We start from the raw sequence: 13,864 nt of genomic DNA, 5'->3' as shown, positions 1-13,864 counted from the left end.
GTACACACCTGTCTAATAAAATTAAGTAGAGTATTTACGTAGGCGCTCTCTTGAGAACGAAAGCGGGGTTGTTGAATATGAATAAAAATGTCCTTTTAGTTGAGGATGATATACGAATGAGAGAGATCGTAGTAGATTATTTTTTGAAAGAAGATTTTCGAGTTATTGTAGCTGAAAGTGGTAGAGAAGCGATGGAGCTTTTTGAAATAGAAGCAATAAATTTGGTCTTATTAGACATTATGGTACCAGAGCTAGATGGTTGGTCGGTTTGTAAAAAGTTAAGAAAAATTTCGGACGTACCTATCATTATGGTAACTGCGCGAGCAGAGGAAGAGGACAAATTATTGGGATATGACCTTGGTGCAGATGACTATGTAACCAAGCCCTTTTGCCCAAGGGTATTGGTAGCCAAGGCCAAAACTCTTCTAAAAAGGGCGGAGGGCTCAATTGGGCAAACTGATGGTTTTATTGCATACAAAGGGATAGAAATTAATAGACTTTCCCGTACTGCCAAAATGGACAATCAAAAAATCGATCTTTCACCAAAGGAATACGAGCTGCTTGTCTATTTATTGGAGAACAAAGGGATTGTGTTAACGAGAGAAAGTATTATGAGCAGGGTTTGGGGCTACGACTTTATTGGTGATTTAAGGGCTGTTGATACCCATATTAAAAAACTTAGGCACAAACTTAAAGACAAATCAGTCTACATCTCCACTGTAGTAGGATCTGGCTATAAGTTCGAGGTAAATCGGTGATAAAACAAAGCGTTACTTTTAAACTATTTATCATTACGCTGTTATCTTTTTCTTTGTTCTTAGGCATCTTCATGGTAGGCCAGACACTATTTTATAAAAGCTTCTATACAAGAGATTACTATCTTTATGCATTTCTAGTTGCTTTATTATTTATTGCAGTGATGGCTTTACTTTTCTCCAAAATCATCACGAAGCCTTTCATTAAGATGAATCAAGTTGCTACCAAAATGGCAAATTTGGATTTTTCGGAAGAGGTTCCCGTGAAATCAATGGATGAATTTGGAAATATGGCGGTTAGTCTAAATCGTTTATCTAGAAATCTTGGTACAAGTCTCAATGAATTAAAGATTGCCAATGAACAGCTCCAACGTGAAATTGAAAAAGAAAAAGTGCTTGAAGTCATGCGCAAAGAGTTCATTGCCAGTGTCTCTCATGAACTCAAAACACCTCTGGGAATCATCAAGGGATATGCGGAAGGGGTTAAGGATCATGTAGCGGAGCATAAACGAGAGCATTACATTGATGTAATCCTGGATGAGATTGATAATATGAACGAATTGGTTCTGGATTTATTGGACTTAGCCGAGCTTGAATCTAAATCATACAAATTGGATCTGGAATTCTTTCCTATCATGGATCTTATTCACAATGTAAAAGATAGGCTTACTAACCCAATTAATGAGAAAAAGATCAAATTGAAGCTTGAAAATGAAGGAGAAAACCTTATGGTCTTTGGGGATTTAAGAAGACTGGAGCAGGTTGTAACCAACATTTTGAGTAATGCGATCAGACATACCTTTTTCGAAGGATTTATTCAAATACATGTACAACAAATGCAAGATTTAGTTTGTATCTATATAGAAAATACCGGAAAGCAAATTGGCGATGACGATCTTAAATTTATCTGGGAGCGATTCTACAGGGCTGAAAAATCTCGAGATCGAAAAACAGGGGGCACCGGACTCGGTTTATCCATCGTAAAGAACATACTTGAGATGCACGGAAGTAAGTTTGGTGTTGAAAATACAAAGCATGGTGTCCGGTTCTATTTCACTCTTTACATTCATTAGCGGGCAGAACATTGAAACGGAGAGCAGTTAATGGAAATTTGCTTCTATAACAATAAGGAGCTTGCAGCAAATGAAAAAGGCATTGTTTCTATAGATAGGGTGTATTACTTAGATTTGCATGAGTTTATAGGGGCGACATGGGAACAACTTCGGCAAATATATTTGGCATTGCCGGAATATATCACCAGTGAGCAGCCATGTCCTAGTTGGTATGGTGAAGAAGGGATATCGTCTAACTACTTATATGCTTTAATGGAGCCCTCAGGATTACAAATTGTTGGAGAATTAACATACGATCAATGGGAGAAATGGGAGAGCGTATTTCATACTCAACTATCCAGGTTATCACTTCCAGCATTAGAATATTGAAGTTGAAAATTTTGGAACAAGATAAATTATCTTCTGTTTGCTATAGTTAACAAAAGTGAAATTAATTTAAGGAGTAAAGTCATGGGAAAGGCGGTATTTATGAAATACAGAGTAAGGATGTTACTTGTAACGGTTAGTATCCTGCTTATAACTATTATAGTCACTGGTTGCGAAGAGCGAGATTTGATAAAAGGTATAGGGGCTTCTTTCCATTCAAAGATAAATGAGAAAGCGAGCATTTCGGAAAATACGACTCCACCCAATGTCGTTTCACCTGACAAATTCCTAGATCAAGATAAGAAAATGCTAAATACTTCAGAACATGAAGCTCCCAAGGAAATCATAGACATACATAAAATTATATTAGATGAATTACTGCAACACTTCCCAAAGTACGTGAAAGCTAACGAAACCGAGTACAGAACGATTTTAGATATGGATAAAATGAATGAGTATGGAACTTATTATTGGGATTACAAAAATCCAATTCCAAAGTATGTTATTTTGGTGGATCAAGAAAATTCCGAGGTAATGAAAGAAATTAGAAGAGATTTGGAAGAAGCCATGGGCGACTATGTTGAGTTTAAAAAATCTAAATACAGCCAACAAATGCTACGAAATGTGCAAGAGGAAATTGCGACAATGTTCCTGGCAAAGATTGATGGTGTCGGAGTTGACGTATGGAAAGAAAAAGTGGTCGTAAATGCATATTTAGATGAAACTGTTAAATCCGAATTAATCCATAAATATGGTGAAGATCTTGTGGAAGTACAGATGCAAACTACGAGCATTGGACTTGCTGGATATGTAATTGATAAAAAAGAAGATAAGATTCTTGTGGTTAACCCTCACAAACAGCAAAATGAAATACTATACCCAGCTACTTGGTTCTCCAATGCTCCATCTCATATTGCTATAGGAAATAAAGTCGAGGTTACGGTGGTTAACGGTGCACGAGATTTGATGATGCGATACCCTGACGTTGATGAAGCTTTGGAAGTGAAGGTCATTCAAACAAAGTTAAATGGTTCAGAATTGGCTAAATTTGAGAAAATCCGAGAGGACGTTTTCTCAAAAGTAAATGGTTCAATTGTTCCGGGCAATTAGCCTGGGTGGGGAGAAGGAATCCTTATTTATGTGATTGATATCAACATGAGTAGAAATATCACCTTTCTCGATGGCAGTAAAATATTTGTTTCTATCTGGTATCGTTTCTAAATGATTATTGTTCAGACAATTAGGACGACTAAGAAAATCAAAATAAGCGCAAAAACTATTGTCATCGCCAGATTATAATAGTCGAACTAAAAACGCGCACCGATTGAGTATCGATGCGCGCTGGCAGCATAGCTTATTTCATCTTTCTACTTGACAAGAGGATAACCAGATAACTGGCTAGACATCCAATGTTACCTACTTATTTTTATAAGCCTCATTGATTTCTTTTACAATTTTTTGTACGTTCGGGTCAGCTTTCGTTTTAGCGACAAACTCATCCCAAGCGGCAAGGGTCTCTTTGCCCATGATGATTTTAACTTTCATGTCTTGAATTTTTTTGATCAGATCAGGACCATTCGTTAAGAACGTTTGAGAAATGAGGCCGTTGCCAACGTTCGGCGTGCTGAAAGCAGCGCGGTCGTCAATAATCTTTTTGCTGCGCTCGTAAAAATCTTGCGGAATGCCGTTGTAGTAGGCACGTTGATACTTATCAAATTTTTGGAAGATTTGTGCCATGTTGTTCGATGTATCTGGGACGTTATCCGTTTTGGCTTGAGCAGTTGCAACTTTCATGCCGTCTTTCACTGTGTAGTGTGTGTCAGGCAGACCGTATAGGGAAAGATTTGAGATTTCCTCTCCATACCCTTGATCGAGCAGAGCCAGAATCCGCTTCATTTTCGCTTCCGGTACGGTCTTCGGAATGACGTACATGCCAAAGTTGCCTGTGTCCTGGCCGGCATATTTTTTCCCTTCTGGTGTTTTCAAATAAGTTAATGGGAAAGAGTCGGCTTTCGGGTCAATTTTCCGCATCGCATCGGTGTATAGCCATTGAGGGTTCAGTGCAGACCCTAATACGCCGGCTTTCCCACCCATATACTGCTCACGAGCTTGCGTCATTTTAATTACGGCAAAATCCGATGTCAGCACCTTGTCGTCATACGCCTTTTTCAACCATTCCAGTGCTTTGCGCTCGCTAGGTTCAAGGGCAATAAAGCCAAGCTGGTCGCCTACCATTTTAAAAGTACCGAAGGCACCGTTGAATGTATCTTCAACCCACGTGTAAAGGCCCATACCGTCAGCTTCGACTTGTCCGGTGAGTCCAACGGTGTCCGCTTTTCCGTTGCCGTCCGGATCTTTCTCAGTAAAAGCCTTCAGAACCTGATACATCTCATCCATCGTTTCAGGAACTTTCATGCCTAGCTTATCAAGCCAATCCTTACGAAGATGAACACCCCATGACCCTTCCACTGGGCGCGGCCGAGGGACACCGTAGTTCTTTCCTTTGATTTTTGCGTTATCCCATACAACGTTCGGCAGCGCACTCAAGGTCTTGTAGTCTTTGATATAGGGAGTAACATCCCAGAAGGCGCCGGATGTAGCAAGTTGGACAACCTGTGAATCAAAAATATTGGTAACTAGCGTCATATCGGCAAGATCGCCAGAGGCAAGCATAACTTTCGTTTTTTCATTAAAAGAATTTAAAGGGCTCCAAGTAATGTTGAGCTTGGTATTTGTTTTCTTCTCAATTTCCTGCAATATCGGGTTACTCGGGTCAACAGCCTGAGCGCCTTGCTGTATCGTATAGATGGAAACGTTCATAGGCTCGTTGGAAACAGCAGCTGAGCTAGTACTGCTAGGTCCTTCTGTCTTGGAATCCGTTCCGCAGGCGGTTAGCACTGTCGTCAGACTTAGCAAGGTGACGAGCGTCATTGCTGTGTTTTTATAAAATGTGTGATTGGTTGTTGGCATAGAAGATCCTCCCTTTGTGTATCATAGCTTATTTTTTGTAAAAAAACATGAGTCAGCTTTTTCGGTTCGAGTTGCAGTCATCCTTTGACGGAGCCAACCATCACCCCCTTAGCGAAATGCTTTTGCAAGAATGGATAGACGACGAGAATCGGCACTGTTGCAATGACGACAGCTGCCATTTTCAGTGTATCTGTTGGGATTTGGATCTCTCCAGCCATTTGGGTGGCGATTTCCCCGGATGCGGAGCTGGAGGAATCTATGAGCAGCATCTGCAGCACAATTTGCAGCGGACGCAGATCGGGTTTGGTGATATACAAAACGGCGGAGAAGAAGGTATTCCAATACGCGACTGCATAGAAAAGTCCGAATGCGGCAAGTGATGGCAGCGATAGAGGTAAAATGATGCGTAACCAGACGCCGAGATCGGTTGCGCCGTCGATTTTAGCCGCTTCCTCAAGCTCATCTGGGATACTGTCGAAGAAGCCCTTCATGAGAATGACGTACCATCCGCTGGTGAGTACCGGTAAAATGAGCGCCCAGACTGTATTAATTAAATGAAGCTCGCGGACAACGAGATACGGCGGGATGATCCCAGGATTAAACAGGGTCGTCATTAAAATCAGAATTAGCAGGACACGGCGGCCCAGCAATCGCTTTCGGGAAAGCGTGTAAGCGCCTGCAGAGGTGATGATGAGGCTTAACGCTGTTCCGACTATCGCCAGGAATGTACTCATGCCGGCTGCTTTCGTAAATACATTGTTGGAAAGTAGGTAGCGGTACGAATCGAGCGTCCATTTATCAGGAAATAGGACCATCGTTTTTTGCAAATATTCAATTGGCGACGTAAAGGATACAGCGGTAATGTAGTAAAAAGGGAAGAGCATGATCAGTGCAATGAGGATCAAAGCACCAAGGATACTGCCTTCAAACCATTTATCCGATAACGATTTTTGATACATGGACATAACCTCCTAATAGATGCCTTCCTCACCAAATTTCTTGGCAAGGCGATTCGTAATGACGACAAGTACGACACCGACAATGGATTTGAAGAGGCCTACGGCTGTACTGTAACTGAATTGAGCTTGCTGAATACCGCTTCGATAGACATACGTATCAAAGACATCCGCTACTTCGGAGACGGCACCGTTCATCATGAGATATACTTGCTCAAAGCCCACATCCATCATATGTCCGACTCGAAGAATAAGCAGAATGATAATGACGTTACGAATTGCAGGTAATGTCACATGCCAAATCTGGCGGATACGTCCGGCTCCATCTATTCTTGCGGCATCGAAAAGCTGCGTATCGACGGACGCGATAGCTGCGAGAAAGATAACCGTTCCCCACCCAACTTCCTTCCAGATGGATTGGATCGTTAAGAGCCCCCAAAACATTTCTGGACTCGTTAGAAAGTCGATTTTGTTCATACCGAACGTTTCAAGCAGTTTATTAATAAAACCGCTCGAAGTAGAGAGCATAAGATACGTAATACCTACGATGATGACCCACGACAAAAAGTGTGGTAAATAAATAATAGACTGAATAATCCGCTTGACCCACTCCAGTCGCACTTCATTAAGCATGATGGAAAGCAGAATAGGCAGCGGAAAGAAAAAGACTAAATTGAGCAGATTAATCGCTAGCGTGTTGCGGAGGAGTAAGAAGAAGCTATCCTCACTGAAGAAACGCTGGAAATGCTGAAAGCCGACCCATGGACTTTCCGTGAAACCAACAAAGGGAGTGTAATTCTTAAAAGCAATCAGAACTCCCCACATGGGTACGTATTTAAAAATAAGGAAGAAGAGTAGCATCGGCGATGCGATAAGATAGAGCATCCGATCTCGCTTGAGTGCATGCCATATCTGAGTCCATTTGGATTTCGATGGTTTGGCAGATCGGATCTGTGCACGCAAGGGGGCGACCGATGTGGTCGAAGTTTTCATGAGTTTCACCTGTCCTCTGAAGTTGAATTATCCTGCTTATGGATTCAACTGTAGGATAGCGGACAATTTCCGGCAATTAGACAGACATTCTTAGCAATTTCCTAGCATTGGACATTCATTCTAACGCTGTTTTTTACAGATAATGGTTTGTATGGGGGGTGCTTTTCTTATATGATGAAGGAACATTTAGTGAGAACAGTTCTGATCTGGCACGAGGGAGGAAACGTTTATGTGGCGGCAGACCTATAGGAAAAAAGGACTTTTGATTGCTATTCTCAGTGCTTGTATGCCCGCAGCCATCATTGGCGTTATGCTTTATATATTAGGCACACAGCAGATTGAAAAAGAGGCACAAAAGACTTATCGCAACCAAGTCGCCTATGCAACAGAACGGATCAATCAGAATCTCGTTCATTTAGAAACGATTATGGCTCAGTGGTCCTTCAATTTAAATCTAGGGAGTGCGTACTCCGAACTGGATATTTATAAAGATTATAAAAGCACACGATCCATTTATCAGGCTTTGACCTGGATTAAAGCTTCTGATCCTCTCATTGAGGAAGTCCACTTGTATTTGGACAAGCAGCAAGTCGTCATTAAAGAGAGCTCAGGCATCAATCCTATCAAGAACGAGCAGGAGCTGCATATATATCGCGGACTCGCTTCCTACCAACGGGATGTTTACTGGACCAAAAGTGATGTGTTACCCCTAGTCAATCCAGATAAATCGGCGCCATACGCACTGATTGTGCGCTTACCTGGAGGGCTTGTCGAAACGGAAGCTGCGTTGATCATTGAAGTTAGTGCGAAGCAGTTAAATAAACTTATTGCTGAACTGGATGTGGAAGGAGCAGGATCAACGATTCTGATGCAACAGGATGGCGATGTCATTTCATTGGGGGGGCATTCTATATCAAAACCGACCAATCTGGATAAAGAGTTGATAAAGTCGATCACTCACCATCAGAACTTAGATAAAACGTCTTCCATTGAATCGTGGAACAAAGATGCGTATTCGGTATCCTATGGAGGAATGAATCGAGTAGGCAATACGTGGACGTTTGCGGTAGCCACACCGCTATCCCAAATGACAAAGCCGGTACAGACACTGTCCAGGTTTATTATTTGGACGGGTTGTTTCGGGATTATACTAGCCCTTATCTTGTCCTGGTACTCATTCCGGCATATGTACAACCCCGTACGTAGACTTATGCAGCAGCTATTGCCAGGTCGTGTATCCACATCTTCGGATGAGTTTGTTACGATTGCAGACGAATGGAAAAATCTATCAAGGGAAAGTCAGATCCTTCAAGAACGTGTGGATCGTCAGCTGCCTTCCCTACGAGAGAGCTTTCTTTTGCAACTCATGCAAGGGCATTTGTCCTTTCTAAGTAAATCGGAGCTTGCAGGAAGGATGGAGCAGTTTGGGTGGGATGTACAAGAGAGGGAGTTTGCGGTTATCGCGGTAAAACTCCATGGACTTTACAGGTCAGAGGGCAAGTTTTCACCTGGAGATGAGCAGTTGGTCACATTCGCTGCTGTCAACATTACTCAGGAACTGGCGGAAGCGATGCATCTAGACGCAAATACGATTAACCTCCAAGATTTAACCTTGGGTCTCCTTGTTTGCAGAATGGAAAAGACCTTACAGTCAGAGGAAATGCGTGCCAATTTGTTTCATTTCGCCGAAGCACTTGCTTTAACACTAAACAATTTATTACATGTTGAAGTGACCGTGTGTGTTGGAGCAAGTACGCAAGAGCTGCATAAGCTGCCGCTTTATTTTGAAAATGCGCGCAATGCGTTGAATTATCGGACGCTTGGCGATGAACAGCAAGTGATGGATGTGAACGATATCTTGCCTGGTGGTCATGATGCGGTTGCATACCCGTTTGATGTAGAAGCAGCTATTCTTAAAGCTTTGCGGTCCGGCCAGGACCTTGAATTGGAAGAACTATTAAACGCCTTTCTTGCTCAATTGAAAGCGCGTACGACGAAGGAGCTAGACGTTCGCCAAGGATTGCTGCAACTCTTCGGTAATATGCAGAACACCATCATGCTTTCGGGATTTAGCTCGTTGGCATTTAACGATGGCATTGACATTTGGCGCCAAATGTCCGAGTTGAAAGAACCAGAAGCCATACTGCTGTGGATGAAAAAGCATATTGTGAAGCCTTACGTTAATCGACTGCACAGTACGCAGGATATGCAATTAAAGCAGTTGGTGGAAAATGTACTGGCTACGATTCATACGAATTATGCCAAGGATATTTCGTTGGAAGGCTGCGCTGATTTACATGGCACTTATGCCAAGAAGCTAAGTATCGGCTTTAAGCAGATAACAGGGCTAACCTTTATTGATTATGTGACGCAATATCGTTTGAATAAAGCGAAGCAGCTATTGCTGGAGACCGATGAGAAAATTAACGACATTGCGGGAAGTGTCGGTTATCAAGCGCCTTATTTTAACCGGCTATTTAAGAAGTATGAAGGGATAACGCCCGGGCAATATCGTGAACAAGCGGAACAAGATTCGTAAGTACGATGTGGGGGACTGCTTATGGATTACGACTTCTTTAACAGTTTAAGTCCAAAAATGTTGGATGTGGTGATCAGGGACTCTTCATTCTGGCAGAGCTCAAACTATAGGCTTGTGCGTGAAAGAACGCGGATGCATATACTTGGGTTGGTGACAGAGGGAGAAGGCAACTTTCGTCTGGAAGGTCACGTACAGCAAGAACTGCGTCAAGGAACGGTTTTTCAGGTATGGCCTGAAAATCATCTGGAAATCGTCACGAATCCTGATAAGCCGCTATGTTTTTATTCTGTTCACTATCAATATGGTCTCTTGCAATGGGATGGCATCAAAGCAGTTTGGCAAGTCGCAGAGGGGCCACTTCCGATGGGTGTCGTATTACCGGGGATAGGAAATCAAAGCATGGAGGATTGCTTCAAGCAGCTTTACCAGACTTGGCATCAAAAAGAAGCAGGATTCGAATGGGATACGCGTGTTGGATTCCTTAGCTTCATCAAGGAAGTCACGGCAGCGACATCTAGAAGACGCTCAGCGGAAGAGTCGGGAGCTGCGGCTTTGATCAGGGAAGCGATTGACTTCATGAAAATGCGTTATGGGGACGATCTTACAAGGGAATCGATGGCCAAGCAAGCCTCCTTATCTCCCTCCTATTTTTCTAGTTTATTTAAAAAGCACACGGGATACTCCCCCATTCAGTATCTGACTCGTATTCGGCTTGATAAAGCGAAGCAGCTTCTAAAAGAGAGCCGGATGCCGATTAAACAGGTGGCTGAGGAGGTTGGATTCCTTGATTCCTTTTATTTCACACGACTGTTTACCCGTGAAACGGGGCTGACACCAAGCCAATATCGTCATGCTTAGAGATCAACTAAAAATCCAGATTTACGATAGGATTCTGCATGTACCGCAGGTCCTTTTTCTTTTATTCTAATGTCATGAAGAATGAATCATGCAAAGGGGATGCAGCAGATGACAACGGTAACGCCAACGAATTCGAAACCGCGCATTATTGACGCTGACGTACACAACGCAATTGCAAAATCGCAGGATCTATTACCCTATTTACCAAAGGTATGGCATGATCAGTGGCTTGCGGTTGGACCTGGTTATGCAGGTGGTTGGTATTCACCGATTGGGGTCATGCGTAAGGATGCGAAGCAGCCTAACGGCGGGACGCCAGGAAGTGATCCGCATTTTATGCTGAAGCATCATTTCGAAAAATGGGGTATCGACTATGGGATACTTACAGGTTCGGGTGTTCTGGGGGTATCACTGAACCCGGATCCCGATTACGGAAATGCTGTGATGAGTGCTTACAATGACTGGCTGGTAGATCATTGGCTATCGGTGAGCCCGGTGTACAAAGGCTCGATTCTGATTAACCATGCGGATCCGCTCGCATCTGCGAAAGAAATTGATCGCATGGCGAAGAACAAGGATATGGTTCAAATCATTATGTGCAGTGGGTCCAGAATGCTGTACGGTCAAAGATTTTTCCATCCGATCTATGAAGCTGCTGAACGAAATGGCCTGCCCGTTGCCGTTCATCCTGGCACAGAAGGACGTGGTATTGCAGGTGCGCCGACACCATCGGGCTATCCGACGAAGTATATTGAGTGGCATAATATTTTGCCGACAAACTATATGGCGCATGTGAACAGCCTTGTTTGTGAAGGCGTTTTCGAGAAGTTCCCAGGGCTAAAATTTGTCGCCATTGAAGGGGGCATCGCTTGGGCACCTCACCTCATGTGGCGTATGGATAAAAATTATAAAGCGCTTCGCGACCAGGTACCTTGGCTTAAAAGACTGCCATCGGAGTATATTCGTCAGCACGTATATTTTACAACACAGCCAATCGAGGAACCGGATAAGCCTGATCAAATGAACCAAATTTTTGACATGGTGGGAGCTGATAACAACATCATGTTCTCATCGGATTATCCGCATTGGGATTTTGATAATCCGAAGGTTGTTTTGCAGCCTATTCGTAAAGAGTTGCGGCAGAAGATTTTATGCGAGAATGCAATGAACTTATATCGCTTGTTCGAGCGGCCCCAGTCAGCATTGCCAACTAGCATCGTAGGGGAGGCATAGACTATGGAGACGGCAAAGCAGAAAGAGAAAACCTTGTATCCTGTGTGCACCGTTGATGAAGTACCCGAAGGGGCCCGTAAAATTGTGGAAGTCAGAGGGATGGAGCTCGGGATTTTTCATATTGGGGAACGCTGGTATGCTTGGCGTAACGTGTGCCCGCACGCTGCGGCTCCAGTCTGCGAGGGAGTTGTTTGTGGAACGCGTATGCCATCTTTGGTGTACGAGTATGAGTATGGCAAGGATCGTGAAGTCTTACGCTGTCCATGGCATGGCTGGGAGTTTGATTTGTTGACTGGCAAGCATTTAGCAGAAGAAAATGGTGTAAAGCTGCGTGGATATGAGCTCGAAGTTATTGAAGATGCTGTGTTTGTAAGAATTTAAAAGTCGGTATAGTACGTTAAATGTTAACGTCCTAATATTACTATGCCAGGAAACGCTGTGAGAATGGATGTGCAATTGTCGGAAATTGCACATCTCCTTTATAGTAGGGGCAAGAGCGAGGGAAGGAGGAGGCTCAGCCAACAACTACTTTAACGAAAAGGAGAGAATTCATGTGAGCAGATTACTAAAAAAATGTAAGCGCTTTACTTGTAATTTCCATGCTTGCCGCACTTTTCCTGACTTTGCCGGCCAGACAGGTGCACGCTGCAGATGCGTATGACGATCTTCGAGCTAAGCGGAAGGACATGTTGACTGGAGGTACGTCGTACAGTACTTCGGACACCGATATTGCGGCCCAAATTACACTCATCACCTCGAAAGCTCAGTCTTATTGGGATACGATGACGACACCTCCAGTTACTTACGTATGGAGCGATCTGGCGAGCACTTCGGACTCTGCGCAAGTGACAAGCAACTATAATCGTCTATATGCGATGGCTCTAGCCTATTCAACGTATGGTTCAAGCTTATACAATGATGCTGCATTGCAGGTCTGGACTGGCTATATACGAACTGCTATAACGAAAGCAAGACGGTATACGATAACTGGTGGGATTGGGAAGGGGATTCCTCCGGTACCAGCGCGGTAACGGTTGCGTTTGACTCGACCGGGTATTTATACACCTACTATGGTGCGACCAAAACGAATCTGCAGACGTACATGGCGAATACGTGGTACACGTTCAAAATTGTTGCCCGGCCTGCAGGCGATACATTTGATTTATATATCAACGGTACTCAGGTCGTATCTAACCAGAGCTTCAGGAATGCTGTGGCAGGTGTGAGCGAAGTCTATTTGAATTCGCCGATTGCGTTGACGGGCACATTTTACTATGACGAGATCAAGGTTTATTAAGAAGAAGGAGTGCCCTAACATGGAGAGGCTACTTAACATTAGCTATTCCGATCATTTTACTGAATATAGAAAAATGGATTGGTTTATCCCGCTAAAACCGAGGAAACAAATTGCTCTTTTGTTCATTCACGGCGGGGGCTGGCATAAAGGCAATAAAGAGCAATGGCACGACGTTTGTGCCCATTTTGCAGGAGAAGGTTATATCTGTGCTACAGCAAACTACAGACTTGTACCGCAATTCAGGTTTCCGGCTCAGATTGAGGATGTGAGACTGGCCATGCAGCATATGAAGCGTGCAAGTGAGAGGTTTGGCTTTGATGCAGAAAGAATCGTCGTAGTGGGTTCTTCGGCTGGAGGACACCTTGCGAGCCTACTGGGAACGATTCAGGATGATGATTCGCTGGGTGTGGTGGATGAACTGCATGACCGACATACCTTGCCTTATGCTGTGATAGGATATTGCCCGGTAGTTACCATGTTTGACAGAAGAGAAACCATTGAGAATTTACTAGGCTTTCCGCTTGGGGCCAACGATGAGCTATACCAACTGGCTTCGCCTGTGCACCGATTGGTTGGAAACGAGCCCCCTTTTCTGCTTTTGCATGGTGATGAGGATAGTATTGTGCCGTTAGATCAAGTAACAAACTTCCATGAGCAAGTAATAAAGTATTGTGGTCGTTCCATTCTTGTTGTGTTGCCTGGTATTGACCATGGATTTGGTTATGGTGTGGACACGGAAGCTCAGAAAAAATCGATTGAGGCAATTGAACGTTTTTTGAGCACTCCTAGATGAAAGAAGACCGTTTACAGCCGGAGTTAGGCTA

At 43.5% G+C, this 13,864-nt stretch carries 14 protein-coding genes; 11 read left to right on the top strand and 3 right to left on the bottom strand.

The window, feature by feature from the left end; translation table 11 throughout:
* The first annotated feature begins 77 nt into the window (after positions 1 to 77).
* From AC58UX_RS09285 to AC58UX_RS09270, 4 genes are all read left to right on the top strand, one after another.
* Positions 78 to 758, top strand: a complete 681-nt coding sequence (locus AC58UX_RS09285; protein ID WP_497251690.1) for a response regulator transcription factor — start codon at positions 78 to 80, stop codon at positions 756 to 758.
* Positions 755 to 1,828 (top strand): sensor histidine kinase, encoded by a 1,074-nt coding sequence (locus AC58UX_RS09280; protein ID WP_497251688.1) that lies wholly within the window; start codon positions 755 to 757, stop codon positions 1,826 to 1,828. Before AC58UX_RS09285 ends, AC58UX_RS09280 begins: the two co-directional genes overlap by 4 nt.
* 30 nt (positions 1,829 to 1,858) lie before the next feature.
* Complete coding sequence (locus AC58UX_RS09275; protein ID WP_497251687.1) at positions 1,859 to 2,197, top strand: hypothetical protein; 339 nt, start codon at positions 1,859 to 1,861, stop codon at positions 2,195 to 2,197.
* Positions 2,198 to 2,278: 81 nt separating this feature from the next.
* On the top strand, positions 2,279 to 3,304 hold the full coding sequence (locus AC58UX_RS09270) for a hypothetical protein (RefSeq protein WP_497251685.1): 1,026 nt from the start codon (positions 2,279 to 2,281) through the stop codon (positions 3,302 to 3,304).
* 306 nt (positions 3,305 to 3,610) lie between these two features.
* Here the strand turns inward: AC58UX_RS09270 and AC58UX_RS09265 are convergent, their stop codons facing one another.
* From AC58UX_RS09265 to AC58UX_RS09255, 3 genes are all read right to left on the bottom strand, one after another.
* The gene (locus tag AC58UX_RS09265; RefSeq protein WP_497251683.1) at positions 3,611 to 5,164 is read right to left on the bottom strand and encodes a type 2 periplasmic-binding domain-containing protein; all 1,554 of its coding nucleotides are present in this window, start codon (positions 5,162 to 5,164) and stop codon (positions 3,611 to 3,613) included.
* Positions 5,165 to 5,241: 77 nt separating this feature from the next.
* The gene (locus AC58UX_RS09260; protein WP_497251681.1) at positions 5,242 to 6,123 is read right to left on the bottom strand and encodes a carbohydrate ABC transporter permease; all 882 of its coding nucleotides are present in this window, start codon (positions 6,121 to 6,123) and stop codon (positions 5,242 to 5,244) included.
* Positions 6,124 to 6,135: 12 nt separating this feature from the next.
* The gene (locus AC58UX_RS09255; RefSeq protein WP_497251679.1) at positions 6,136 to 7,113 is read right to left on the bottom strand and encodes an ABC transporter permease; all 978 of its coding nucleotides are present in this window, start codon (positions 7,111 to 7,113) and stop codon (positions 6,136 to 6,138) included.
* 229 nt (positions 7,114 to 7,342) lie between these two features.
* Between AC58UX_RS09255 and AC58UX_RS09250 the strand changes: the two genes are divergently transcribed.
* The 7 genes from AC58UX_RS09250 (at position 7,343) to AC58UX_RS09220 (ending at position 13,833) form a co-directional block, all read left to right on the top strand.
* Positions 7,343 to 9,652, top strand: a complete 2,310-nt coding sequence (locus AC58UX_RS09250) for an AraC family transcriptional regulator (RefSeq protein WP_497251677.1) — start codon at positions 7,343 to 7,345, stop codon at positions 9,650 to 9,652.
* A 21-nt stretch (positions 9,653 to 9,673) separates the two neighbouring features.
* Positions 9,674 to 10,510, top strand: a complete 837-nt coding sequence (locus tag AC58UX_RS09245) for a helix-turn-helix domain-containing protein (RefSeq protein ID WP_497251675.1) — start codon at positions 9,674 to 9,676, stop codon at positions 10,508 to 10,510.
* A 108-nt stretch (positions 10,511 to 10,618) separates the two neighbouring features.
* A complete protein-coding gene (locus AC58UX_RS09240) occupies positions 10,619 to 11,743 on the top strand; it encodes an amidohydrolase family protein (protein WP_497251673.1) in 1,125 nt (374 codons plus the stop codon).
* 3 nt (positions 11,744 to 11,746) lie between these two features.
* Positions 11,747 to 12,124 carry a Rieske (2Fe-2S) protein gene (locus AC58UX_RS09235; RefSeq protein WP_497251671.1) on the top strand — a complete coding sequence of 126 codons (378 nt, stop codon included), beginning with the start codon at positions 11,747 to 11,749 and terminating at the stop codon, positions 12,122 to 12,124.
* 218 nt (positions 12,125 to 12,342) lie between these two features.
* A complete protein-coding gene (locus AC58UX_RS09230; protein WP_497251669.1) occupies positions 12,343 to 12,774 on the top strand; it encodes a hypothetical protein in 432 nt (143 codons plus the stop codon).
* Positions 12,669 to 13,040 carry a LamG domain-containing protein gene (locus AC58UX_RS09225; protein ID WP_497252141.1) on the top strand — a complete coding sequence of 124 codons (372 nt, stop codon included), beginning with the start codon at positions 12,669 to 12,671 and terminating at the stop codon, positions 13,038 to 13,040. The genes AC58UX_RS09230 and AC58UX_RS09225 overlap by 106 nt, the downstream gene beginning before the upstream one ends.
* Positions 13,041 to 13,059: 19 nt before the next feature.
* Positions 13,060 to 13,833 carry an alpha/beta hydrolase gene (locus AC58UX_RS09220; RefSeq protein WP_497251667.1) on the top strand — a complete coding sequence of 258 codons (774 nt, stop codon included), beginning with the start codon at positions 13,060 to 13,062 and terminating at the stop codon, positions 13,831 to 13,833.
* The last annotated feature ends 31 nt before the right edge of the window (positions 13,834 to 13,864 follow it).

Source organism: Paenibacillus sp. J22P90 (assembly GCF_059692195.1).
This window is presented reverse-complemented; position numbering and strand designations above follow the sequence as displayed.